Annotated in this window: 19 protein-coding genes and 3 tRNA genes; 11 read left to right on the top strand and 11 right to left on the bottom strand. The window is 74.3% G+C overall.

Going from position 1 to position 22,646, the window contains the following annotated elements:
• Nucleotides 1-140: 140 nt before the first annotated feature.
• Both ACTSKS_RS10410 and ACTSKS_RS10405 read right to left on the bottom strand, forming a co-directional pair.
• Nucleotides 141-232, bottom strand: a tRNA-Ser gene (locus ACTSKS_RS10410).
• A 195-nt stretch (nt 233-427) separates the two neighbouring features.
• On the bottom strand, nt 428-1,306 hold the full coding sequence (locus tag ACTSKS_RS10405; protein WP_101967260.1) for a PRC and DUF2382 domain-containing protein: 879 nt from the start codon (nt 1,304-1,306) through the stop codon (nt 428-430).
• Between the two features lie 291 nt (nt 1,307-1,597).
• Between ACTSKS_RS10405 and ACTSKS_RS10400 the strand changes: the two genes are divergently transcribed.
• Complete coding sequence (locus ACTSKS_RS10400) at nt 1,598-3,553, top strand: FAD/NAD(P)-binding protein (protein ID WP_442927535.1); 1,956 nt, start codon at nt 1,598-1,600, stop codon at nt 3,551-3,553.
• Between the two features lie 83 nt (nt 3,554-3,636).
• On the opposite strand, the gene ACTSKS_RS10395 is transcribed toward ACTSKS_RS10400, so the two are convergent.
• From ACTSKS_RS10395 to ACTSKS_RS10385, 3 genes are all read right to left on the bottom strand, one after another.
• Nucleotides 3,637-6,387, bottom strand: a complete 2,751-nt coding sequence (locus ACTSKS_RS10395; RefSeq protein ID WP_170748208.1) for an ExeM/NucH family extracellular endonuclease — start codon at nt 6,385-6,387, stop codon at nt 3,637-3,639.
• Between the two features lie 27 nt (nt 6,388-6,414).
• Complete coding sequence (locus ACTSKS_RS10390) at nt 6,415-8,691, bottom strand: bifunctional metallophosphatase/5'-nucleotidase (protein WP_442927534.1); 2,277 nt, start codon at nt 8,689-8,691, stop codon at nt 6,415-6,417.
• Nucleotides 8,692-8,833: 142 nt separating this feature from the next.
• Nucleotides 8,834-8,921: transfer RNA gene (locus ACTSKS_RS10385), tRNA-Ser, on the bottom strand.
• Nucleotides 8,922-9,057: 136 nt separating this feature from the next.
• Here ACTSKS_RS10385 and ACTSKS_RS10380 point away from each other — a divergent pair.
• Both ACTSKS_RS10380 and ACTSKS_RS10375 read left to right on the top strand, forming a co-directional pair.
• Nucleotides 9,058-10,119 (top strand): NAD(P)H-quinone oxidoreductase, encoded by a 1,062-nt coding sequence (locus ACTSKS_RS10380; RefSeq protein ID WP_081097720.1) that lies wholly within the window; start codon nt 9,058-9,060, stop codon nt 10,117-10,119.
• On the top strand, nt 10,116-10,565 hold the full coding sequence (locus ACTSKS_RS10375; protein WP_063189344.1) for a hypothetical protein: 450 nt from the start codon (nt 10,116-10,118) through the stop codon (nt 10,563-10,565). Before ACTSKS_RS10380 ends, ACTSKS_RS10375 begins: the two co-directional genes overlap by 4 nt.
• 74 nt (nt 10,566-10,639) lie before the next feature.
• On the opposite strand, the gene ACTSKS_RS10370 is transcribed toward ACTSKS_RS10375, so the two are convergent.
• Nucleotides 10,640-10,713: transfer RNA gene (locus tag ACTSKS_RS10370), tRNA-Thr, on the bottom strand.
• A gap of 182 nt (nt 10,714-10,895) precedes the next feature.
• On the opposite strand from ACTSKS_RS10370, the gene ACTSKS_RS10365 reads away from it, so the two are divergent.
• Nucleotides 10,896-11,630: an HAD family hydrolase gene (locus ACTSKS_RS10365; protein ID WP_041104709.1), complete on the top strand. Its 735-nt coding sequence runs from the start codon at nt 10,896-10,898 to the stop codon at nt 11,628-11,630.
• 29 nt (nt 11,631-11,659) lie between these two features.
• On the opposite strand, the gene ACTSKS_RS10360 is transcribed toward ACTSKS_RS10365, so the two are convergent.
• Both ACTSKS_RS10360 and tmk read right to left on the bottom strand, forming a co-directional pair.
• Nucleotides 11,660-12,850, bottom strand: a complete 1,191-nt coding sequence (locus ACTSKS_RS10360; protein ID WP_123244288.1) for a DNA polymerase III subunit delta' — start codon at nt 12,848-12,850, stop codon at nt 11,660-11,662.
• Entirely contained in the window at nt 12,847-13,506 is a 660-nt protein-coding gene (gene tmk / locus ACTSKS_RS10355) for a dTMP kinase (protein WP_002858064.1), read from the bottom strand. The genes ACTSKS_RS10360 and tmk overlap by 4 nt, the downstream gene beginning before the upstream one ends.
• Nucleotides 13,507-13,587: 81 nt before the next feature.
• Here tmk and ACTSKS_RS10350 point away from each other — a divergent pair, with 81 nt between their 5' ends.
• A complete protein-coding gene (locus tag ACTSKS_RS10350) occupies nt 13,588-13,884 on the top strand; it encodes a DUF2516 family protein (protein WP_063189348.1) in 297 nt (98 codons plus the stop codon).
• A 25-nt stretch (nt 13,885-13,909) separates the two neighbouring features.
• On the opposite strand, the gene ACTSKS_RS10345 is transcribed toward ACTSKS_RS10350, so the two are convergent.
• Nucleotides 13,910-14,752 carry a class I SAM-dependent methyltransferase gene (locus ACTSKS_RS10345; RefSeq protein WP_123244286.1) on the bottom strand — a complete coding sequence of 281 codons (843 nt, stop codon included), beginning with the start codon at nt 14,750-14,752 and terminating at the stop codon, nt 13,910-13,912.
• A gap of 49 nt (nt 14,753-14,801) precedes the next feature.
• Here ACTSKS_RS10345 and ACTSKS_RS10340 point away from each other — a divergent pair, with 49 nt between their 5' ends.
• Nucleotides 14,802-15,560 (top strand): phosphoglyceromutase, encoded by a 759-nt coding sequence (locus ACTSKS_RS10340; RefSeq protein WP_123244285.1) that lies wholly within the window; start codon nt 14,802-14,804, stop codon nt 15,558-15,560.
• 62 nt (nt 15,561-15,622) lie between these two features.
• Here ACTSKS_RS10340 and phoU read toward each other — a convergent pair whose 3' ends face one another.
• Nucleotides 15,623-16,291 (bottom strand): phosphate signaling complex protein PhoU, encoded by a 669-nt coding sequence (gene phoU / locus ACTSKS_RS10335; RefSeq protein WP_036316039.1) that lies wholly within the window; start codon nt 16,289-16,291, stop codon nt 15,623-15,625.
• A gap of 163 nt (nt 16,292-16,454) precedes the next feature.
• On the opposite strand from phoU, the gene ACTSKS_RS10330 reads away from it, so the two are divergent.
• Both ACTSKS_RS10330 and ACTSKS_RS10325 read left to right on the top strand, forming a co-directional pair.
• Nucleotides 16,455-17,684 (top strand): sensor histidine kinase, encoded by a 1,230-nt coding sequence (locus tag ACTSKS_RS10330; protein ID WP_144826599.1) that lies wholly within the window; start codon nt 16,455-16,457, stop codon nt 17,682-17,684.
• Entirely contained in the window at nt 17,681-18,361 is a 681-nt protein-coding gene (locus ACTSKS_RS10325) for a response regulator transcription factor (RefSeq protein ID WP_002858071.1), read from the top strand. The genes ACTSKS_RS10330 and ACTSKS_RS10325 overlap by 4 nt, the downstream gene beginning before the upstream one ends.
• 91 nt (nt 18,362-18,452) lie before the next feature.
• On the opposite strand, the gene ACTSKS_RS10320 is transcribed toward ACTSKS_RS10325, so the two are convergent.
• Nucleotides 18,453-19,004 (bottom strand): hypothetical protein, encoded by a 552-nt coding sequence (locus ACTSKS_RS10320; RefSeq protein ID WP_036384688.1) that lies wholly within the window; start codon nt 19,002-19,004, stop codon nt 18,453-18,455.
• 201 nt (nt 19,005-19,205) lie between these two features.
• Between ACTSKS_RS10320 and ACTSKS_RS10315 the strand changes: the two genes are divergently transcribed.
• From ACTSKS_RS10315 to cysS, 3 genes are all read left to right on the top strand, one after another.
• Nucleotides 19,206-19,688, top strand: a complete 483-nt coding sequence (locus ACTSKS_RS10315) for a CarD family transcriptional regulator (protein WP_036384689.1) — start codon at nt 19,206-19,208, stop codon at nt 19,686-19,688.
• A gap of 124 nt (nt 19,689-19,812) precedes the next feature.
• Complete coding sequence (gene ispF / locus ACTSKS_RS10310; protein ID WP_225348288.1) at nt 19,813-21,111, top strand: 2-C-methyl-D-erythritol 2,4-cyclodiphosphate synthase; 1,299 nt, start codon at nt 19,813-19,815, stop codon at nt 21,109-21,111.
• 73 nt (nt 21,112-21,184) lie between these two features.
• Nucleotides 21,185-22,642, top strand: coding sequence for a cysteine--tRNA ligase (gene cysS, locus ACTSKS_RS10305; RefSeq protein WP_041104726.1), 1,458 nt, complete (start codon nt 21,185-21,187; stop codon nt 22,640-22,642).
• Nucleotides 22,643-22,646: the final 4 nt, after the last annotated feature.

Genomic DNA, 22,646 nt, shown 5'->3' with positions numbered 1-22,646 from the left:
GACGCCCCTCCGGCCTCGTTGGCCCCGGCCCGAGTCAACAACGTCATGCCCTCTTACAACTAGTCACCAGCCGGTCGGTATGTCAGGTCCCCGCGTACAGACGCGAAGAGGGCCGGAATCGCGTGGATTCCGGCCCTCTCTGGCGGAGACGGGGGGATTTGAACCCCCGGCCCGACTTTCGCCGAGCCCTTCATTAGCAGTGAAGTCCATTCGGCCGCTCTGGCACGTCTCCTCCGTCCGGCGCGCCTCGCACGGGGCGACGCGCGGTCAGACCGGTCCAGCTTAGCGCGCCAGGCCAGGGCAGGGCAAAGGAGCGCCGTGCTCACGGTCGGACCACCATCGCGCACGAGCGGGCCCCGGATCGATCGATCCGGGGCCCCGCGTGATCTGTCAGCCGTCCGGCCTGAGGCCGACGCGTCCGTTCAGATCAGATGCGATCCTTGCGGTCGTTGCGGCCGTCGAGGTCGCGATCGGTGGCGTCGCCGTCGACCTTGACGTCCTCGTGGCGGACCTCCTCGGTCACCGTCTCGGTGTCCTGCACCTGGCGCTTGCCCAGAGAGACCTTCTCGGCGTCCACGGTCTTGTTGACGACCGGGGTCTCCTCGTAGGTGGTCACCTCGACGTCGCCGTCGCGGCCGGCGGTGCGGGCCTCGGCGGAGTTCGGGTCGACGGACTCGCGCTCCACCACGACCTCCTCGCGGGTGACGGGCACCTCGACGGTCTCGGTGGTGGTGTAGGCCTGCTTGCGCAGACGGACGCGGCCGGAGGCGCGGCGCTCGGTGCCGACGTTCAGGTGCTCGTCCTTGACGACGACGGAGTCGGCGTCGGTCACGTCGCGGCGATCGCGGTCGGTCACGTCGCGGCGGTCGCCGTCCACGACGGCCTCGTCGCGGCGGTCGGCCACGCCGGCCACACCCGCGGTGCCGGCCACGCCAGCGGCGCCGGCGTCGGTGCGCACGTCGTCACGACGCACGTCGCCGTCGTGATCCGCGGCGGAGTACTCCATGGAGTAGTACTCGTAGATGCGCTGCTCCTCCTCGGGGGTCAGCGAGCCGTCCGCGTCCACGTTCGGGGCGTCCTTCACGAAGGACTTCTCGAAGGGCACCGTGATGCCGTCGGCGGTGATCTGGGCCTGCTGCAGCGGGACGAAGGTCTCGCGGGCGCCGAACAGGCCGGTCTTCACCGTGATGAAGGTGGGCTCGTTGGTGACGTCGTCGAGGTAAACCTGACCGACAGAGCCGATCTTGTCGCCGTCGGTGGCGAAGACGGTGGAGTTCTGCAGCTGGTCGAGAGCGTTGCGGTCCATGAGGAATTCTCCTTCTGAATTGGTGTTTTGTTGCCTTACGCTCATTCACAATTCCCCATGGGCCCGAGTGGCGTCAACCATCGGCCCCCCAGATTCCAAATTCCAAGACTTCTCCCAGAATCTCGGTGTGATCCGCGTGATTCCGCGGATTCTTCGTCCGGGCCCGCTCCGGACCCTGGGGGATCGGTGGGAGTGTGGCGCATGCGGTCCGCGACCCTTGACGGCCACCGATAATGTGTGGAATACGCGCGCCGCAGGCGTGAAAACGATCCCGAGGAGAGTGGAGGCCCCATGTCCGAGCCCCTGGTGGCCGATCGCCGCCTCGCAGTGGTGGGAGCCGGCCCCCGCGGCGTCATGCTGCTGGAGCGGATCCTCGCCCGACTCGAGGGCGCGGCCCCGGACGCGCACCCCCGGCGGCTGCGCATCGACGTCGTGGACCCCTATCCCCCCGGGCCGGGGCGGGTGTGGCGCACGGACCAGTCCGAGCTGTACCTCATGAACACCCCCGCGTTCTTCCCGACCGCGTGCGCCGCCGACAACCCCGGTCTGCGCCCCTCCACCGCCGCCCAGACCTTCGACCAGTGGCGACGCGTGCACCCGGAGGCCAGCCTCGGCGTGCGCCGCCACCAGTACCCGGCCCGTGCGGTCTACGGGCGCTACCTCCGGCATCTGTACAAGGACGTCGTCGCCGGGCTGCGCGCCCGTCCCGAAGTCGCCGAGGTCATCGAGCACCGCGCGGAGGCCACCGCCCTGCACCCCCGGCCCGACGGCGGCGCCCGCCTGGAGCTGCGGGACGCCGACGGCTCGGTCTCCGTGCTCGACGCGGACGCCGTCGTGCTCTGCCTGGGCCATCAGCCTGCGGAGCTCAGCCCCGGCCAGATGCGGATGGCCGCCGCCGCGCGGGGCCGGGACGAGCTGCACTACCAGGGCCCGCAGATCCCCTCGGACGTGGACTGGGAGACCGTGGAGGCTGGGGCGGACGTCCTCGTGCGGGGCATGGGCCTGAACGCGTTCGACCTGCTGGCCCAGCTCACCCAGGGCCGGGGCGGGGTGTACCGCCGCACCGGCGACGGACCCGGCCGGGCCCTGCGGTACGAGCCGACGGGGGACGAGCCGCGCCTGCACCTGATGTCCCGCCGCGGCATCCCGTACCTGCCCAAGGCCGAGGTGGACGCCTTCGTGCCCCGCGGCGTCACCCTCAGCTACCTCTCCGACGCCGCCGTGGACGCCCTCACCGCCCGGCACGGGGCCCTGGACCTCGCCGAGCACCTCTGGCCGCTGCTGCACCGCGACGTGGTCCGGCACTACTACGCCACGCTCGTCCGGGCCCAGCCCGAGATCCTTGGCGGGCCCGTCGAGGCGCGCCGGTTCCTCGGGGAGCTCGTCGGCCAGCTCGAGGAGGCCGGCCGCGGCGCCCCCGTGACCTCCGCGCACGCCGAGGAGCTCCTCCAGCGGTACGCCCCCGGGCGCCGCTTCCTCGACATCCTGGCCTATGGGTCCCCGTTCGAGGACGCCGTGTTCGCCTCCCATGAGGACTATCAGCGGGCCGTCGCGGACCTCATGGGGCAGGCCTGCGTGGAGGCCGCCCTCGGGGAGGAGTCCCCGTTCATGATGGCCGTCGGCGCGCTCCATGCCGGCCGACTGCGGATCAAGGCGTGGATCGCCGAGGGCCGGATCGCCGAGGCCTCCCGCATCCGGGACGTCCAGGGCTGGTTCGAGCCGCTGGTCGAGGGCCTCGCCTCCGGCCCGCCCCTGTGGCGCGTCGAGCAGATGCTCGCGGTGCACCGGGCCGGCCTGCTCACCTGGGCCGGCCCCGCGCCCGTGGTCGAGGCCGAGGACCACGGCTTCACGGCCCGCAGCCCCCAGGTAGGAGCGCAGGACTCGCTGGAGCCCGCCGTCGTCGAGGGGGCCTGGCTGGTGGAGGCCATGATGCCGCCCAACCGCGTGCAGGCCGCCGCCTCCCCGCTGGTCCGTCAGATGCTGGCGGACGGTGTCGCCGCGGCCGGGACGTGGGAGGACGAGGAGGGTGTGCGCGTGCCCGCCACCGGCTTCGACGTCACGGCCCGCCCGTACCGGCTGCGGGCCGCGGACGGCACGGTCCACGCGCACGTGTTCGTGCTGGGCCTGCAGCTCTCGGGCGTGCAGTGGGGCACCGCGATCGCGGCCGAGGCCGGGGCCGATCCGGCCGGACGTGCCCTCTTCCTCGCCGACGCCGACGCCGCCGCGGCGGCCGTGCTCGCCGGCTGAACCCCACGACGACGGCGGGGCCGCCCGGGTGGATCCCGGACGGCCCCGCCGTCGTCATGCCGGGTGCGGCGCCCCGCGCCCCGTCAGGGACGGACCGGCCCGCGGCCCTTGCCCGGGTGGTCACCGCCGTGGCCCTTGCCCGGGTGGTCGCCGCCGTGGCCCGGGGTCGCGCCGATGCAGCGCAGCCACTCGCGCACGGAGTTCGCGGGCTTGCCGGGCACGCCGCGCGGATCGGTCACACCGTCGCAGGTCTCACCCGGGGTGGGTTCCGGCTCCGGCTCCGGGGTCGGCTCGGTCACGGGCGCGTCGAGCTGGAGGCCCACCAGGATCGGGTTGTGGTCCGAGGACCGCCACTGGTCCGCGGAGTACAGGTCCTCGGCCACGTAGTTGTGGCGCGAGTACTCCAGGGCCACGGATTCGTTCGCGTTGATCATCCAGATGTCCTGGCCGGTGATCGCCGCGGCCGCGGACGGCGAGGCGTAGATCCCGTCCAGGCTGCCGACGGCGCCGCCGAACGCGTAGGAGTACTCGCCCGTGAGCGCACCCTGGGAGACGTACCCGGCCGCCTCGAGCACGCGGATCGGGTCCTCCTTCTCGTAGGCGTTGAAGTCGCCCATGAGCAGGACGCGGTCGGTGCCGGTCTCGGCCTTCATGCGCTCGGCGAAGGCCACGAGGGCCTCGGCCTGGCCCACGCGGTCCGCGTTGTACGCGCCCTGGCCATCGCCGGAGTCCACGTTGTCCCCGGTCGCACCGGAGCCGCCCTTGGACTTGAAGTGGTTGGTGATCGCCACGAACTCGGTGCCGGCCGCCCCCTCGGCCGTGCCGTCGGCGGCGCGGAACAGCTGCGCCATCGGCTCGCGGGCGTTGTCGAAGTTCGTCTGGTCGTCCAGGATCACCGACTCGCCCAGCGGGGTGACCTCGGCCGGCTGGTAGATGAACGCGGAGCGGATGACGTCCTCGTCCGCGAGCGCGGGACGGGCGGACGGGGAGGCCACGTAGGCCCAGCGCTGCTCGCCCGCCTGCGCGTTGAGGGCCTCCACGAGGTGGGCCAGCGCGTGGTCCCGGTCGAGGCCGAACTTCTCGGAGTTCTCGATCTCCTCGAGCGCGACCACCGAGGTGCCGAGGCCGTTGATCGCGGCCGCGATCTTCTCCTGCTGGCGGGCGAACGCCTCGGGGGTGTAGGCGCCGCGCGGCAGGCAGCCGTTCGTGGTGACGGGGGTGCCGGCGCGGTCGCGGTAGGCGCCGCAGCCGGCCACGTCCTGGCCCAGGGTCGTGAAGTAGTTGAGCACGTTGAAGCTGCCGACGGTGACGTTGCCGCCGACCGCCTCGGGGGCGGCCTCGGCCGGGCGGGTGTCCTCGATCGTCACGGGCTGGACGGCGGCCGCCGTGGCATCGGTGAGGTGGCCCAGCGGCTGGAAGGACCACGCGTCGAAGCGCCAGTCGAGGATGACTCCGGTGCTGAACTCCAGGCCCGCGCCCACGCGCACCGGCTGGTCCGCGTCCAGGTACGGCAGCGGGTTCTGGTTGCCCGGCGAGCGCATGAAGTTCGTGGAGGCCCCGTCGTCGAGCACGATCAGCTGCTGCGCGTTGGCGGCCGCGACGGCCTGCGCCTCGGCGCCGGGCCGGGCCACCGACGTCGGATTGTCCAGCGGCTTCGTGCCGGGGACGACGCCGAGGGAGCCGTACTGGTTGAGGGAGTAGTTGTCCGTGACCGTCCAGTCGCCCTGCGGGGCGAGGACCATGCCCTCGAGCGCCTCACGGTCGGCCTCCTCCAGCGGGAACTCCACCGGCGTGGGGGCCACGGCGCCGGGCTCGGCGACCGGCAGCACGCCGTCGGCGGCGACCTTGATCTGCGTGAGGCCGTAGTGCTCGGCCGCTTCGCCCGTGACCTGGACGTGGTCGCCGAGCGTCACGGAGCCGACCGTGTCCGGCGAGTACACGAACACGCCGTCGGAGGCGCCCGGGGTGGCGTCGGGGGTGTCGCCGCCGGTGCCGGCGGTCTGGATGTAGTAGCCGTCGTAGCCGCCCGTGGAGTACACGGCGGTGACGACGCCGGTGGTGGTCACCTGGCGCCCGGCGTACGGGGTGGCCGTGCCGGTGCCCTGGAGCTGGGCGATGGTGATCCGCTCGGACGGGGTCGGCTGCGGCTCGGGCTCCGGGGTCGGCTCGCCGCCGGTGGCGGCGGCGTTGGTCGGGGTGACCTGGCCGGTGACGGTGAAGTCGGCGCTGTTGTCGTCCGTGTCCACGCCGTTCGTGCGGGTGAGGGACTTCGGGTCCGAGTTGGCCGAGGGGGCGCCGGCAGCCGCTGTTTCGAAGGTGTTCGTGGCTCCGTAGCCGAGCACGTCCGCGACGCCCGGCACCTGGCCGGTCACCACGGAGCCGACCGGCAGGTCCGTCACGGTGCCCGCCTGGCGCGCGAGCACGATCGTGCCCTTGGTGCCCGCGGGGTTGAACGCCCCGCCGGCCACGAGGTCCGCCTGCGGCAGGGCCGCGCCCGCGGTGCCGTTGGAGCCGCCGGAGACCAGGAAGTGGCCCTTCGCGGGCACCGTGCCGGACAGCGCGACCGTGCCCTGGGTCGCGGCCGTGCCGGCGGCGGAGCGGTACTGCAAGGACCAGCCGTCGAGGTTGATCGGCTGGTCGGTGGGGTTGTAGAGCTCCACGAACTTGTGGGTGTACACGGCGTTCGCGGAGCCGCCGTTGGTGTATGCCTCGTTGATGACGAGGGAGTCGCCGGCCGGGCTGGCCTGGGAGGGCAGGGCCACAGCGGGGGCGAGCAGGGCCAGGGCGGCGGTGGTCACCGCGGTGCGCGCGGCGAAGCGGGGCAGGGGGGTCATGTCGTCCTCGGTCTCGTTCTCGATGGGTCAGCGCGACAGGCCCGCGGCGGTCAGCCAGGCATGGGCGGAGAAGACGGGGTGCGTGGCGGCGCCGCGCTGCACGCCGCGGCCCTTGCCCGGGTGGTCCTCGCCCTTCACGCGGCCCTTGCCCGGGTGGTCGGCGCCCTTGTCATGGCCCTTGCCATGACCCTTGCCATGACCCTTGCCCGGGTGGGTCGGGGCGGGCTGCTCCGGCTCGGTGGGGGTCGGGGCCGCGGTGACCTCGAGGGCATGGCGCACCACGGTCGTGCTGCCGTCGGCGTAGCGCACGGTCATCACGAGCTCGCCCGTGCCCGCGGCGGCGGGGGCGGTGATCCCGGAGAGCGTGACGGTCTCGGAGCCCGCGGGGACGGCCACGGTGCCCAGGGCGGTCTCGGCGCCGCCGGCCGTGCGGAAGGCGACGTCGACCGCGGTCGCCGCGGGGGCGCCGTCGGAGTCCACCACGAGGTCCCCGAGGGTCAGGCCGACGGCCTGCCCGGCCTCGACCGAGGCGGGGGCGTCGGTGACCGGCACGCCGTTCTTGCCGAAGTCCGGGGCGACGGCGCCGCGGGCCGCGTCCTGGGCGCGGGCGTAGTCCGTGATCGCCTGGGAGTCCAACAGGCCCATGTTCACGAAGTTCTGGCGGCCGGTCGCGAAGGCGGTGTAGCCGTCGGGGGCCTTGGTCGGGTCCCCGAGCGTCGTCCAGGTGTCGTCGGACAGGAACGACTGGCTGGCGACCGTGTACATGCGGTCCGCCTGGAGCGGCTCGCCGTCGATCCACACGCCGGTCACCTTGTCCCCCTGCGGGCGGGACTCGTCGTAGGTCCAGGTCAGCTCCTCGGACCAGCCGAGGGTGAACTTGCGCACGTCGTTCCGCCAGTTCTCCTCGAGGGCCAGCTTGATGGAGGAGCCCGGGATGTCGAAGTAGGTGATGGTGTTGCCGAACGGCGCCATGTCGAGCAGCTCGCCCAGGGTGAGGCGACCGACGAGGTCGGCCGGCTTGGCCGGGAACGCGCCGCCGTCGGTGAAGCGGTCCGTCAGCAGCTCGGAGCGCAGGCCGCCGGGGTTGGTCACGCCGAGGTCCACCTCGGGGTTCGCCTGCTCGGCGGCGCGCTTGACGGCGTCGCCCACCCAGGTGCCCAGGGTGGTCTCGGCGGCGCGCGTGCCGCCGGCCTTCCAGGAGCCGCCGGCGTCGATGAGCTTCTGGTAGTCGGTGGTGATGGAGGCGGACAGGTCGGCCACGACCTCGCCCTGCAGGTCCTCGAAGACCGCGACGGCCTCCTGCTCGATCGCGTACACCTGGGCGGTGACGGGGGATTCCGCGGCGGCCTCGGCGGGGGCCTGCGTGGACCGGGCCAGCAGGCGCGGGGTGAGCCCGGTGACCTCGCCGTCGGCGCCCACGGTCAGCTCGACGGCGGCCAGGTGGCTGCCGGAGGCGCCCGCCTGGATCACGGGGCGGTGGGCGCCGCCGGCCGCGGCGTCGTACTGGTAGAGCTGGTGGGTGTGGGCGTTGAAGATGACGTCCACGGCGGAGGAGGTCTCGCCGACGATGCGGTCGAACTCGGCCCGGGCCGCCCGCTCGGCGGCCAGCTCGCCCGCGCCGGCGGCGCCGTCGTGGTACGAGGCCACGATCACGTCGGCGGCGTCCTGGGCCTCCAGCTCGTCCGCGACCGCGTTCACGGCGGCGACCTCGTCGAGGACCTCGTTGCCCTTCAGGCCCGCGCCGGTGGTGGTCGCGTACAGCTCGTTGGGGGAGGCGCCGATGACCGCGACGCGCACGCCGTGGACGTCGAAGACGGCGTGCGAGGTGAGGACGGGCTCCTTGGTCGTCGGGTCCACCAGGTTGGCGGAGAGCACCGGGAACTGGGCCCGGGACTCCACGCGGCCCTGCAGGTCGTCCAGGCCCTTGTCGAACTCGTGGTTGCCGGCGGTGAGCGCGTCCAGGCCGAGCGCGTTCATCACGTCGATCGTCGGGTTGTCCTGCTGCACGTTGGACACGGACTTCGAGCCGCCGATCAGGTCGCCGGCGCTGGTCAGCAGCGTGGAGCCGGCGCCGTGCTCGGCCTCGAACGCGGTGCGGTAGTCCTCCACGGTGTCCGCGAACTGCGTGCCGATGTAGTCCGCGGACAGCGCGCCGTGGAAGTCGTTGAAGGACAGGATCGAGATGGTGGTCTCGTCCGCGGCGGCCGTCTCGACGGCGAGGGCGGGCGCCGCGCTCGCGGGCGCGAGGACGAGGACGGTGCAGGCGGCCGTGGTGACGGCACGGCGGCGGAACAGGCTGGGCATGGCTCTCCCCGGGATGCGTGATGACAGAGGTGCGCCGCCGGTGGACGGCGGGGTGACGCGGGGAGTCCATCACATCCAGGTGGCCTCCAGGTGAACGAGAGGCGGCGGGCCGGCCGGCCCGCCGCCTCTCGTCGTGTGCACGCGGATGGTGAGGGATTCGAACCCTCGGCACGGGGTCACCGCGCACCGGTTTTCAAGACCGGCTCCTTCGGCCGCTCGGACAACCATCCCGGGCCTGACCGCGACGGTGTGGGCCGCCGCGTCGAGGACCCACTCTAGCCCGTGGCCCGGCGGGCGGCCGGTGGCGAGTCCGGCCCCCGCGCGCGAGGATGGACCCTCGACCCCCGACCAGAGGAGGAGACCCCCATGGACGTCCCCGCACAGATGCGCGCCGTGCGATTCACCGGTGCCGGCGACAACGGCGTCGTCCGCGTGGGCCACGAGCCCGTGCCGGACCCCGGCCCGGGCGAGGTGCTGGTGCACGTGGCCGCCGCGGGTCTCAACCGCGCGGACATCGCGCAGCGCGAGGGCCGCTATCCGCCGCCGCGCGGCGCCTCCGAGATCCCCGGGCTCGAGGTCTCCGGCACCGTGGCGGCGCTGGGACCCGAGGCCGGGATGCCGGGGGAGGGGCGCTTCGCCGTCGGTGACCGGGTGTGCGCTCTCCTGGCCGGCGGGGGCTTCGCCGAGTACGTCGCCGTGCCGGCGGGCCAGCTCATGGCCGTCCCCGACGGCGTCGGCCTCGTCGAGGCGGCGGCCCTGCCGGAGGTCGCCTGCACGGTGCACTCGGCGCTCGTGGGCCGTGCGGGCGTGCAGGCCGGGGACCGGGTGCTCGTGCACGGCGCCACCGGCGGCATCGGCTCCTTCGCCGTCCAGTTCCTCGCCGCGCTCGGTGCACGGGTGCTGGGCACCGCCGGCGGCCCGGAGAAGGTGGCGCTCGGTCGGCGGCTGGGCGCCGAGCACATGTTCGACCACCGCGCCGCCGAGTCCGGTGCCTTCGCCCCGTGGGTCAAGGAGGTCACGGACGGCCACGGCGCGGACGTCATCCTCGACGTCGTCGGCGCCCCGTACCTGGCGCCCAACGTGTCCGCGCTCGCCCCCGAGGGACGCATCGTGACGCTCGCGGTCCAGGGCGGCGCCGTCCCGGAGGACTTCAACATCATGAAGCTGGTGGTCAAGCGCGGCTGGCTCACGGGGGCGACGCTCCGCTCCCGCTCGGTCGTGGACAAGGCCGGGATCGTGGCCGCGGCCGAACGTGCCGTGTGGCCCCTGGTGGCGGCGGGCCGCATCGACGCGAGCGTCGGGGCGTGCTTCCCGCTCGCCGAGGCCGCCGAGGCGTTCGACTGGTTCGACTCCGCCACCCGCACGGGCAAGGTCGTGCTCGTCACCGACCCCGCCGACGCGCGCCGGCCGTCCGGCGACCGCGCATGAGGGGGCCCTTCGCACGCTTCCGTCAGGAGCGTGCCGACGACCGCGAGCTCGGCACGGGGCTGTGGCGCCGTGCCCACGACCGACTCAGCCGGGCCCTGGACCGCTACTGGCAGGTGCTGGAGGGCCAGCGGGGCACGGACGTGCTGAGCCCCGAGGAGCGCAACGGCGTGGTCCACGCCGGCAACGTCCTCACGGAACGGCTCCCCGCGGTCCGTGCCCTGTGCGTCCGCCTGCACCGGGACCACGAGGGCGACGGCGAGCACATCCCGGCCGAGGCCGCCGACGTCCACCGTGAGCTCTCCCGCGCCGCGCACGAGCTGGCCGCCACCGCCCAGGCCCTCGCCCTGTACCGGCTCGGCCAGGGCTCGGCGGAGTCGGTCGGCCGGCACGCCGAACGCACCCTCGGCCACCTGGACCGGGCGGAGGAGCTGGGAGCCGGGCTCTGACGGCGGCGCGCCCCGGACGGCCGGCCCGAAGACGAGAGGACCCCGCCGCGTGATCACGCGGCGGGGTCCGGGGGAGCCCCCTGCCGGATTCGAACCGGCGACCTGCTCTTTACGAGGGAGCTGCTCTGGCCAGCTGAGCTAAGGAGGCACGTGACCGTGAACGGCCACGGCTGACGAGCATACCGGTTTCGCGGCCCCGATTCCACCGCGCGGCCGGGCGCGCGGGCCACCGACTGTGGCCCGCGCCTTCCGCAGGCGTTCACCCCCAGGCCACGCCGCGGCCAGACGGGGACGGTTCCCTGGTGGGCACACACCGTCGACGGGAGACGCATGAGCCTGCCCCACGCCCCTCGCACCCCGGCACCCCCCGCCGCGGCCTCGTCAGCCGCGCCCCTCCGCCTGGCCGTGGTGGACATGTCCGGCACGTCCATCGTGGAGCACGGGCTCCAGGACACGGCGTTCGCCCGCACGTTGGACCAGCACGGCGTCCCGGCGGGCACGCCGGAGCACGACGACGCCGCTCGGCGGTTCCGCGCGCTCCGGCCCACCTCGCGCACGGCCGTGTTCCCCCGCGTGTTCGCCGACCGGGCGGTGGCCGCGGCGGCGACCCGCACGTTCGAGGCGGCCTTCGACGCGCTGCTGGCCGAGCACGGCGTCCAGGCCGTCCCGGGCGCGGAGGAGGCGCTCGTCCGCCTGCGCGCCCTCGGCCTCCACGTGTGCCTCTGCACCGGCTACGCCCGCCACACCCAGAACATGATCCTCGAGTCGCTGGGGTGGATGGGCCTGGCGGATCTGAGCCTCTCCCCGGACGACGCCGGCCGCGGCGTCCCCTACCCGGACATGATCCTCACCGCCCTGCTCGGTCTCGACCTCGACGACGTCCGCAGCGTCCTGGTGGTCGGGGACACCGCGGAGGACATGACGGCCGGGCGCCGCGCGGGGGCCGGACTCGTGGTCGGCGTGCGCACGGGTCGCGACGCGGACGACGTCCTGCTGGCGGCGGGCGCGGACCGGGTGGTGCCGGGCCTGGCCGACGTGCCGGACCTGGTGGTCCGCACCCGCTGAGCCGGCGCCGGCCCGCCCCGCGCGGCCGCTCAGCGACGTCGCGGGGTGCGCACCCGGCGGGGCAGCAGCGCCAGCATCATGGCTTCGAGGGCCAGCTGCTCCGGCACGTTGGCGGCGATGCGCTCCCGGGCCGTGGTGACGGCGTCGATCCGGGCGAGCACCTCGGCCGAGTCGCCGGCGGCGCCGCGGGCGTACGCCTCGATCTCGTCCCGACGGTGCTCGTTGATGAGCTCGCCGTCGGCCCCCAGCTGCACGCGCAGCACGTCCCGGAACAGGCCCATGACGTCGATCATGGCCCGGTCCAGCGAGTCCCGGACGGCGCGGCGCCGCCGGCGGGTCTGGTCCTCCTCGAGCCGTTTGACGTGGTGGCGGAGCTTGGGCGGGACGGGCTCGCCGGGCTCGAGGCCCAGGGAGCGGCGCAGTGCCTCGAGCTCCTCGGCGTCCCGGGCTTCGGCGGCGGACTCGGCCTCGGCCTTGGACACCTCGGCCAACGTGGCGGCCAGGGCCATCGCGTCGGAGACGGCGGTGGCCTGGAGCGGCAGGGAGAGGATGCGCTCGCGGCGTTCGAGGGCCTCCGGGTCCCGCGCGAGGCGGCGGGCCATGCCCACGTGCGACTGGGAGATCCGGGCGGTGGTGAGCGCCGTCTCGCGGTCCAGCCCGTCGCGGCGGTGCAGCAGCTCCGCCACCTGCTCCACGGCGGGGATGCTCAGCGTGATCAGCCGGCAGCGGGAGCGGACGGTGGGGAGCACGTCCGCGGGGGACGGGGCGCACAGCATCCAGATCGTGCGGGCCGGCGGCTCCTCGATGGCCTTGAGCAGCACGTTCGTGGCGCGCTCCGTCATGCGGTCCGCGTCCTCCATGAGGAAGATCCGCCAGCGCCCGGTGGCGGGGGTGGACTGGCCGGCCTCCACGAGGGCGCGGACGTCCTCGATCCGATAGCTCACCGCCTCGGTGGCCAACACGGTCACGTCCGGGTGGGTGCCGCCGAGGACGGTGCGGCACGCGTGGCACTCGCCGCAGCCGCGCGCCGCCGGGTCTGCGACCTCGCACTGCAGGGCCGCGGCGAACGCACGCGCCGTCGTCGACCGGCCGGAGCCGGGCGGGCCCGTGAACATCCAGGCGTGGGTGGGACGGTCCTCGGCCGCGGCGCGGCGCAGCTGGGCCACCGCGGCCTCCTGGCCCGCGAGGTCCGCGAACACGGCGGGGGCGGGGGCCGTCATCGGTCGGCCGCCTGGGCGGTGACGCGGGCCAGCGCGCGGGCGGTGAGCTCCTGCGGCGGCAGCGCGCCGTCGAGCACGAGGTACCGCTCGGGCGCGGCCGCCGCGCGCGCGAGGAAGGCGGCGCGCAGGGCCTCGTGCCGGTCCGCCGTCTCCCGCTCCATGCGGTCGGGGGTGCCCTCGCCCCCCGCCGCGCGCCGGTCACGCCGGTCCGCGGCGGTGGCCGCGTCCACGTCGATCAGCACCGTCAGATCGGGGACGAGGCCGTCCGTGGCCCACTCGTTCAGGGCGGCGATCCGCGCCTCGCCCAGCCCGCGCGCCGCGCCCTGGTAGGCCACGGACGAGTCCACATACCGGTCCGTGACGACGACGGCGCCCCGGGCCAGCGCGGGGCGCAGCGTGCGGACGGCGTGGGCGGACCGGGCCGCGGCGAACAGCAGCGCCTCGGTGCGGGGGTCCACGGGGGCGTGCCCGGGGTCCAGCAGCAGCTCCCGCAGCGTCTCGCCCAGGTCCGAGCCGCCGGGCTCGCGCGTGAGCACCACCTCGTGGCCCGCGGCGCGCAGGGCCTCGGTCAGGGCGCGGGCCTGGGTGGACTTGCCGGATCCGTCCGGTCCCTCGACGGCGACGAACAGGCCGCGATGCTCGGTCTGGGTGCTCACGCCTCGAGCCTAGACGCCGCCCCGGACGGGGAGGGAACCCGGCCGGGCCGACCGCCTAGACTGACCGGCATGAGCGCCCCCATGCACTTCGCCCTGCTCGTCGACCACTGGCTGTTCCGCGTCCTGGCGATCGCCGCGCTCGTGCTCGAGGTCTGGGCGCTGGTGGACGTCGTCCGGCGCCGCCCCGACGACTTCGCCCGCATCGGGGGCCGGGACAGGAGCTTCTGGCTGATCCTCACCGGCGTCGCCGCCGTCGTCGGGCTCCTCGGCGTGCTCGCCGGCGGCGGGATGGGCATGTTCGGCCTCGTGGCCGCGTGCGTGGCGTGCGTCTACCTCGCCGGCCCCCGCCAGGACATGGGCCCGGCCCTGCGCCGCTGAGGACCCCGCGCCGCCGGCGCGGCCCTCATGACGACGGCGCCACCGCCGCCCAGCGCACGCTCAGCTCCCCGCGCCGCCACTGGTGCGGGCCGCCCAGCACGGGCCAGCCCGCCGCGCGCAGCGTGCCGACCGTCGCCAGCCACCGCTGCCGCGTCCCGTAGGCCGCGAGCGGGGCGTGCGCGGCCCACGCGGCGTCGGCCTCCGCCAGGAGCCGATGGACGGGCTCCCCGGGCACGTGCCGGTGGATGAGGACCTTCGGCAGGCGCGCCGCCACGTCCGAGGGGCGGGCGAAGGACCCCAGCCGGAGGGCCACGGTCAGGCTCGCCGGCCCGTCCCGACGCAGGTCCACCCAGGCCGCCCGCCGGCCGTCCTCGGAGCAGGTGCCCTCCACGAGGACGCCGTCGTCGGCGAGCCCCGCGCGCAGCAGGGACCAGATCGCGGGCACGTCCTCCTCCCGGTACTGGCGCAGCACGTTGAACGCGCGCACCACGGTGGGCGGCCGCGGCACGGGCAGCTCGAAGCCGCCGACCGCCCAGGTGACCCCCGGCAGGCCGCCGGCCCGCTCCCGCGCCCGGGCCACCCGAGCGGGGTCGATCTCGAGGCCCACCAGCTCGAGGGCCGGGTTCTGCACGCGCAGCCGCTGGGCCATCTCGACGGCGGTCACCGGCTCCGCGCCGAAGCCCAGGTCCACGGCCAGCGGGCGGGGCGTGCGCCGCAGCAGGGGGCCGTGCACGTCCGTGAGCCAGCGGTCCACCCGGCGCATCCGCTGCGCCGCCGTCGTGCCGCGGGTGATGTGGCCCTGCGGGCCCCGGGCGGGGCCGGGGCCGGGCGTCGTGCGCGCGCGCAGCCGCCGGGCCTTCTCCACCATGGGCTCCAGCGTAGGGGAGCGGCGGGACGGGTCCGCCTAGGATGGTGACATGGCGAACACCACGTACACGCTGGTCCTGCTGCGGCACGGTCAGAGCGAATGGAACGAGAAGAACCTGTTCACCGGCTGGGTGGACGTCCCGCTGACCGAGAAGGGGCGCGCCGAGGCCGCCCGCGGCGGTGAGCTGCTGGAGGCGGAGGGCATCCGCCCGGACGTGGTCCACACGTCCCTGCTCAAGCGCGCCATCACCACGGCCAACCTGGCCCTCGAGGCCGCGGACCGCCAGTGGATCCCGGTCAAGCGCAGCTGGCGCCTGAACGAGCGTCACTACGGCGCCCTCCAGGGCAAGGACAAGGCCCAGGTGAAGGAGGAGTTCGGCGAGGAGCAGTTCATGGTCTGGCGCCGGTCCTTCGACACCCCGCCGCCCGCCCTGGACGACGACTCCGAGTTCTCCCAGGTCGGCGACGAGCGCTACGCGGACCTGGGCAAGGACGCCCCCCGCACCGAGGCCCTCAAGCAGGTCATCGACCGCCTGCTGCCCTACTGGGAGGAGCAGGTCCTGCCCGACCTCAAGGCCGGCAAGACCGTGCTGATCGCCGCGCACGGCAACTCGCTGCGCGCGCTGGTCAAGCACCTGGACGGCATCTCGGACGAGGACATCGCGGGCCTGAACATCCCGACGGGCATCCCGCTGGTCTACGAGCTGGGCCAGAACTTCAAGCCGATCACCGCGAACGGCCGCTACCTCGACCCGGAGGCCGCCGCGGCCGGCGCCGCCGCCGTGGCCGCCCAGGGCTCCGCGCACTGACGCGCCCGACGACGACGGGCCGGGACCCCGCCTGGGGGCCCGGCCCGTGGCGTCGGGGACGGTCAGGAGCCGGTGGCGTCCGGGCGGTGGGTCGCCCACTCGCCCGTGACGAGGTAGCGCACCTTGGCGGCCACGGACAGGCCGTGGTCCGTGAACCGCTCGAGGTAGCGCGAGGCCAGCGTGACGTCCGTGGTGGTGGCCGGCGTCGCGCTCCAGTCCGGGGCGGCGATCGCGCGGAAGACGGACAGGTGCAGCGCGTTGACGTCCTCGTTGAGGGCGTCGATCCGGTCCCCGTGCGCCAGGTCCTGGGTCTCGAGCAGCAGGACGACCTCCTCGGCCACCTCCACGGCGGCGTCGCACATCGCGGTGATCACGGTCCGGACCTGTTCCGGGATGACGTGCTCGGGGTAGCGCAGCCGGGTCAGCTGGGCCACGTGGCGGGCGAGGTCGCCCATGCGCTCGAGCGAGGAGCTCATCCGCAGCGTGGCGACGACGGTGCGCAGGTCCGTGGCCACGGGCGCCTGCAGCGCCAGGATGCGCACGGCCTGCTCGTCGAGGGACTCCTGCAGCTGGTCGATCCGCGCGTCCTCCGAGATGACCCGTTCGGCGCCGTGCACGTCGGCCGCCTCGAGGGCGGCCTGCGCGTCCATCATGGCGCGGTGCACGAGGCGGGCGATCTCGGTCAGGTCGCGGCCCAGCCGTTCGAGGTCGGCTCGGTAGAGCTCGCGCATGGTCTCCTCTCCCCGGCGACGCCCGTGCGCCGCCGCCCCCGACTCCCCGGGGCAACGGTCCACCCTGGCAGGGCAAGATGAACGGCCCATGAACGCCGATCGTCCGGCGTCTGGCGACGCCGGGGCAGCCCGTCTCCGGGCCGCCAGAGGCTAGTCTGGTGCCGTGGATCCCGTCATCATCGGCCTGCTGTGCGGAGCGGTCGGACTGTTCACCGGAGTGGCCTCCATGCTGGCCTTCCGGGCGTCCGAGCGCTCGCGGACGGTGGACCTGACGGTCGGCGAGCCCACCCTCGCCCCGGGCGCCGCCGAGGTCCTCTCCGTGGTCGGCCGCGCGTACGCGGTGGTGGACGACGTCGACGGCGTGGTGCGGGCGAACCCCGCGGCCTACGCCCTGGGTCTCGTGCGGGGGCACTCGCTCGTCCAGGACCAGCTGCGGGAGCTCACGCGGACCGTGCGGGCCGACGGTGTCATCGTCGAGCGCCGCATGGAGCTGTCCCGAGGACCCCTCGGGCAGTCGAGCCTCGTCGTCGAGCTGCGCGTGGCCCCGCTGGACGAGGAGTACATCCTGATCCTCGCCGACGACCGCACGGACGTGACCCGCACCGAGGCCATGCGCCACGACTTCGTCGTCAACGTCTCGCACGAGCTCAAGACGCCGGTGGGCGCCATCTCCCTGCTCTCCGAGGCCATCGGCGACGCCGCGGAGGACGAGGAGGCGGTGCGTCGCTTCGCCGCACGCCTGGGCGTCGAGTCCCGCCGGCTCTCGGCCCTCGTGCAGGACATCATCGAGTTCTCCCGGCTGCAGGCCAAGGACGTGGTCCAGGACGGGGGGCCCGTGGACCTCAACGCCGTCGTCGCCGACGCCGTGGACCGCCTGCGCCTGACCGCCGAGGACCGCGGCATCGCGCTGCGCGTGGGCGGCCGCGTGGACGCGGTGGTGCACGGGGACCAGGACCAGCTGATGACCGCGGTGCGCAACCTGGTGGACAACGCGGTGCGCTACTCCCCGGAGGGCACCACGGTGGGCATCGGCCTGAGCTCCGTGGACGGGCTCGCCCAGGTCACCGTCACGGACCAGGGCATCGGCATCAGTCCGGAGGAGCAGGAGCGGGTCTTCGAACGCTTCTACCGCGTGGACGCGGCGCGGTCGCGTCAGACGGGCGGCACGGGCCTGGGGCTGAGCATCGTCAAGCACGTCGTCATCAACCACGGAGGGGAGGTCACCCTCTGGTCCCAGCCGGGCCGCGGGTCGACCTTCACCATCCGCCTGCCCGAGTGGGGGGACGGTGTCGCCGTCGACGGCGCGCCGGGTGCCGCCCACGTCACCGAGCGGCGCGGTCACCGGGTGACCGCCTCGGCCGCACCCCCGACCCGGAAGGAGACGAGCGCATGAGCCGCATTCTGATCGTGGAGGACGAGGAGTCGTTCAGCGACCCCCTGTCCTACCTCCTGGAGAAGGAGGGGTTCGAGGTCACCGTCGCCGCCGACGGCAACGAGGCGCTGAGCGTCTTCGAGCGCGACAGCGCGGACCTGATCCTCCTGGACCTGATGCTCCCGGGGATGTCCGGCACCGAGGTGTGCCGTCAGGTGCGCCAGCGCTCCAACGTCCCCGTGATCATGCTGACCGCGAAGGACTCGGAGATCGACAAGGTCGTCGGCCTCGAGCTCGGGGCGGACGACTACGTGACCAAGCCGTACTCCTCGCGTGAGCTGGTGGCCCGCGTCCGCGCCGTGCTGCGCCGTCAGGGGGAGCAGGAGGAGCCGATGTCGGCGACCATCAGCGCCGGCCCCGTGCGCATGGACGTCGAGCGGCACGTCGTCTCCGTGGACGGCGAGCAGGTGTCCCTGCCGCTCAAGGAGTTCGAGCTGCTGGAGATGCTGCTGCGCAACGCCGGGCGCGTGCTCACCCGCGGCCAGCTGATCGACCGCGTGTGGGGCTCCGACTACGTGGGGGACACCAAGACCCTCGACGTGCACGTGAAGCGCCTGCGCTCCAAGATCGAGCCCGATCCCTCGAGCCCCCGCTACCTCGTCACGGTGCGCGGCCTGGGCTACAAGTTCGAGGCCTGACCGGGGCGCTCCGCCCGGGACGACGACGGCCCCGGCTCCACCTCACGGTGGGGCCGGGGCCGTGGCGTGCCGGGCGCAGGCCCGGCGGAGGTCAGTGCTCCTCGCCGTAGTGGTGGGTCTCCTCGTGGAGGTGCCCGACGAGATCCTCCTCCGAGGGCTCGACTCCCTCGGGGAGCAGGTCACGGTACTGCTCCTGGGTGGCGCTCAGCAGCGGGACGGCCAGGTCGGCGGTGCCGCCGTTGCCGGAGACGGTCACGGGCAGGTTCTCGCCGACCCACACGCCCTCGCGCTCCAGGACGGTCGTGTTCGCCTCGTCCTCGAGCTTGCGGCTCTCGCCGGCGGGGACCTTCAGGGTCGCGGAGCCGCCGCCCTCGGCCTGGAAGGTGTAGGTCTGATCCTGGCCGGAGGTGTTCTCCACGGTGCCGATCAGGCGGGCGGGGCCCGACTCGCCGTCGCCGACGAGGGCGAGGTTGCGGTAGCTCAGGAAGTCCTGCTCCTGGCCGTTGATGCCGTCCGAGGGGGAGTACTGGATGGCGGTGGCGATCGGGCTCACGGCGGAGCAGCCGGTGGCGCCCAGCAGGGCGACCGCGGCCAGCGCACCTGCGGCGAGGTGGCGCCGGGCGGGCCGGGATGCGTTCTTCACAGAGGTCTCCTCAGGTGCGATGACGTGCTCAGGAGCCCCGAGGCAGGGGCCCTGCCAGGTCAGGCTACCGCATCCAGGGACGCCGGCAGGCTTGTGGTGCGGGGTCGTCCACTATCACATCCGGAGGCCGACGATGTGACGGCACGCGCGGCATGACGGGGCCGCATGATAGAATGAGACGACTGAAAGGGGCACAACAACATGGTTTTTGAGGTCGGAGAGACCGTCGTCTACCCCCACCACGGTGCTGCGCGGATCGAGGAGATCAAGATGCGCACCATCAAGGGGGAGGAGAAGATGTATCTCAAGCTCAAGGTGGCGCAGGGAGACCTGACCATCGAGGTCCCTGCGGAGAACGTCGACCTCGTCGGCGTGCGTGACGTCGTGGATGCGGAGGGGCTCGAGCACGTCATGGAGGTCCTGCGCGCCGAGCACGTGGAGGAGCCGACCAACTGGTCCCGCCGCTACAAGGCGAACCTGGAGAAGCTCGCCAGCGGCGACGTCAACAAGGTGGCCGAGGTCGTCCGCGACCTGTGGCGCCGCGACCAGGACCGCGGCCTGTCCGCCGGCGAGAAGCGCATGCTCGCGAAGGCCCGCCAGGTGCTCGTGTCCGAGCTGGCGCTGGCCAAGAAGGTCACCGAGGAGGAGGCCGAGGGTCGCCTGGACAAGGTGCTCGAGGGTTGACGAGCAGCACACGACAGGGGAGGGGCCCGCGTCCACGACGCGGGCCCCTCCCCTGTTTCGTCCCCGGCCGTCGCCGCCGGGGGTCCCGGGCCACGGACACCGGCGCGCTCCCTAGGATGAGGCCATGCCCACCGCCCTCGTGATCGCCGCCGCCGGCGCCGGCACCCGCCTCGGCGCCGGGCTGCCCAAGGCCCTCGCCCCCCTCGCGGACGGCCGCACCCTCCTGCACCACTGCCTGGCGTCCGTCGCCGCCGCACGCGCCGCCGGGCTCGCCCTCGACGCCGTCGTGGTGCTCACCCCGCCGGCGGGGGCCGACGCCGGCCGCGTGGCCGCCGAGGTCGACGCCGGCCCGCACCTGGACGTGCCCGTGCACTGCGTGCCGGGCGGCGCCGAGCGCGCGGACTCGGTCCGCGCCGGACTCACCGCGGCCTCCCGCGCTCTGGCCGACCTCGCCCCGGCGGGGGCGCCCCGCCGCGTCCTCGTCCACGACGCCGCCCGCGCGCTGACCCCGCCGAGCGTGTTCGGGGCCGTCACGGCGGCGCTCGAGACCGGCGTGGTCGCCGCGGTCCCGGGCCTGCCGCTGACGGACACCGTCAAGCAGGTCACCCCCGGACGGGGCGGCGTCGACGTCGTCGCGGCCACACCGGCCCGCGCCGAACTGCGCGCGATCCAGACGCCGCAGGGCTTCGATCTGGACACCCTGCTGGCGGCCCACGAGGCCGTGCGCACGGACCCCACGCTCGACGCCGCGGTGCTCACCGACGACGCGATGGTCATGGAGGCTGCGGGGCATGAGGTGGTGGTGGTGCCCGGCGACCCGGCCGCGTTCAAGGTCACCGCCCCCGCCGACCTCGACCTCGCCCGCCTCGAACTCGCCCGCCGCATCCCCCAGGAGGAGACTCCCATGGACCAGCCCGCCCGCCCCGCCGCGGCCGCCCCCCTGCCGCGCGTGGGGATCGGCACCGACGTGCACGCGTGGGCACCCGAGGATGCCCCCCGGCCCCTGTGGCTCGGCGGCATCCACTGGCCCGGCGAGCGTGGCGTGGCCGCGACCTCGGACGGGGACGTGGCCGCCCACGCGGCGTGCAACGCCCTGCTCTCCGCCGCCGGCCTCGGCGACCTCGGGGCCGTGTTCGGCGTCGACCGGCCCGAGATGGCGGACGCCTCCGGCGCGGACATGCTCCGCGAGGTGCTGCGCCTGCTGACGGAGGCGGGCCTCGCCGTCGGGAACGTGGCGGTCCAGGTGGTCGCACCCCGGCCCAAGGTGGGCACGCGCCGCGCGGAGATGGAGGCCGCCCTCTCCGCCGCCCTCGGCGGGGCCCCCGTGTCCGTCTCCGCCGCCACCACGGACCGGCTGGGGTTCATCGGGCGCAGGGAGGGGCTGGTCGGGATCGCGACCGCGCTCGTCGTCCCCGCGGCCTGAGCCCGCGTCGGCGCACCGACTAGGCTGGCAGAGCCCCGTCAGGACCCCGCCCCTCCGGAAGGACCGCGCCCCCATGGCCCAGCGCTTCTACGACACCCGCACCGCGCAGATCCGGGACTTCGAGCCCCTCGTGCCCGGCGAGGCGTCGGTGTACTACTGCGGGGCCACGGTGCAGGGCATGCCGCACGTGGGCCACGTGCGCAGCGCGATCGTGTTCGACATCCTCATCCGCTGGCTCGAGGCCACCGGGCTGCGCGTCACCTCGGTGCGGAACGTGACGGACATCGACGACAAGATCCTCGACCGCTCGGCCGCCTCCCACGAGGCCGGCTTCGAGGCCTCGGACCTCTACCCGGCCCGCGAGCCGTGGTGGGCCCTGGCCTACCGGTTCGAGAAGGCGTTCGACGCCGCCTACCTCGCCCTCGGCGTCCGCCGTCCCACCTATGAGCCGCGCGCCACCGGCCACGTGCCCGAGATGTTCGCGCTCATCGAGCGCCTGATGGAGCGCGGCCACGCCTACCCCGCGCAGGACGGCTCGGGCGACGTCTACTTCGACGTCCGGTCCTGGGAGCGCTACGGCGAGCTCACCCGCCAGCGCGTCGAGGACATGCAGGACGCCCCCGACGCCGACCCGCGCGGCAAGCGCGACCCCCGCGACTTCGCCCTGTGGAAGGGCGCCAAGCCCGGCGAGCCCGCCACCGCCGTGTGGGAGTCGCCCTGGGGCGCCGGCCGCCCCGGATGGCACCTGGAGTGCTCGGCCATGTCCACGAAGTACCTCGGCGCCGAGTTCGACATCCACGGCGGCGGCCTGGACCTGCGGTTCCCGCACCACGAGAACGAGCTGGCCCAGTCGGCGGCCGCCGGTGACGGCTTCGCCCGCTTCTGGCTGCACAACGGGCTCGTCACCTACGGCGGCGAGAAGATGTCCAAGTCCGTGGGCAACACGATCTCCCCCGAGGAGATGCTCGGCATGGCCCGCCCGACGGCGGTGCGCTATTTCTTGGGGCAGGCCCACTACCGCTCCCAGCTCGACTACCGGCCCGGCGCCCTCGACGAGGCCGAGGCCGCCGTCGAGCGCATCGAGGGCTTCACGGCCCGCGCCCGCGCCGCCGGCGCCGTCCCGCCCGCCCCCGACGGGGCGCTCGCGGACCGCGTGCCCGCGGCCTTCCGCACCGCCATGGAGGACGACCTCAACGTGCCCCAGGCGCTCGCGGCCCTGCACGAGGCCGTGCGCGCCGGCAACTCGGCGCTGGCCGGGCAGGACCTCGACGCCGCGGCCGCCCGCCTGGCCGAGGTGGAGGCCATGACCGCGGTGCTGGGCCTGGACGACGTGCCCGAGGGCGACGACGCCGCGGCCGGCCCGGTGTCGGACGCCCTCGACTCGCTCGTCCGCTCGCAGATCGAGGCGCGGGCACAGGCCCGCGCGGACAAGGACTGGGCCACCGCGGACCGCATCCGCGATGCGCTGGCCGCGGCCGGCGTCGTGGTGGAGGACGGCGCCGACGGCGCCACATGGCGCCTGGCGGACTGACACC

It is taken from the genome of Micrococcus sp. TCR-5, from assembly GCF_052220525.1.
Lineage (GTDB): Bacteria > Actinomycetota > Actinomycetes > Actinomycetales > Micrococcaceae > Micrococcus > Micrococcus luteus.
Note: the sequence above shows the minus strand (reverse complement) of the source record. Positions and strands in the feature narration are given on the sequence as shown.

Coding starts and splice junctions, on each gene's coding strand:
- ACTSKS_RS10315 (WP_036384689.1), top strand. CDS start 19,206: ATGGTTTTTGAGGTCGGAGAGACCGTCGTCTACCCCCACCACGGTGCT.
- ACTSKS_RS10405 (WP_101967260.1), bottom strand. CDS start 1,306: ATGGACCGCAACGCTCTCGACCAGCTGCAGAACTCCACCGTCTTCGCC.
- ACTSKS_RS10360 (WP_123244288.1), bottom strand. CDS start 12,850: ATGACGGCCCCCGCCCCCGCCGTGTTCGCGGACCTCGCGGGCCAGGAG.
- phoU (WP_036316039.1), bottom strand. CDS start 16,291: ATGCGCGAGCTCTACCGAGCCGACCTCGAACGGCTGGGCCGCGACCTG.
- ACTSKS_RS10395 (WP_170748208.1), bottom strand. CDS start 6,387: ATGACCCCCCTGCCCCGCTTCGCCGCGCGCACCGCGGTGACCACCGCC.
- ACTSKS_RS10340 (WP_123244285.1), top strand. CDS start 14,802: ATGGCGAACACCACGTACACGCTGGTCCTGCTGCGGCACGGTCAGAGC.
- ACTSKS_RS10375 (WP_063189344.1), top strand. CDS start 10,116: ATGAGGGGGCCCTTCGCACGCTTCCGTCAGGAGCGTGCCGACGACCGC.
- ACTSKS_RS10365 (WP_041104709.1), top strand. CDS start 10,896: ATGAGCCTGCCCCACGCCCCTCGCACCCCGGCACCCCCCGCCGCGGCC.
- cysS (WP_041104726.1), top strand. CDS start 21,185: ATGGCCCAGCGCTTCTACGACACCCGCACCGCGCAGATCCGGGACTTC.
- ACTSKS_RS10390 (WP_442927534.1), bottom strand. CDS start 8,691: ATGCCCAGCCTGTTCCGCCGCCGTGCCGTCACCACGGCCGCCTGCACC.
- ACTSKS_RS10345 (WP_123244286.1), bottom strand. CDS start 14,752: ATGGTGGAGAAGGCCCGGCGGCTGCGCGCGCGCACGACGCCCGGCCCC.
- ACTSKS_RS10380 (WP_081097720.1), top strand. CDS start 9,058: ATGGACGTCCCCGCACAGATGCGCGCCGTGCGATTCACCGGTGCCGGC.
- ACTSKS_RS10350 (WP_063189348.1), top strand. CDS start 13,588: ATGCACTTCGCCCTGCTCGTCGACCACTGGCTGTTCCGCGTCCTGGCG.
- ACTSKS_RS10400 (WP_442927535.1), top strand. CDS start 1,598: ATGTCCGAGCCCCTGGTGGCCGATCGCCGCCTCGCAGTGGTGGGAGCC.
- ispF (WP_225348288.1), top strand. CDS start 19,813: ATGCCCACCGCCCTCGTGATCGCCGCCGCCGGCGCCGGCACCCGCCTC.
- ACTSKS_RS10325 (WP_002858071.1), top strand. CDS start 17,681: ATGAGCCGCATTCTGATCGTGGAGGACGAGGAGTCGTTCAGCGACCCC.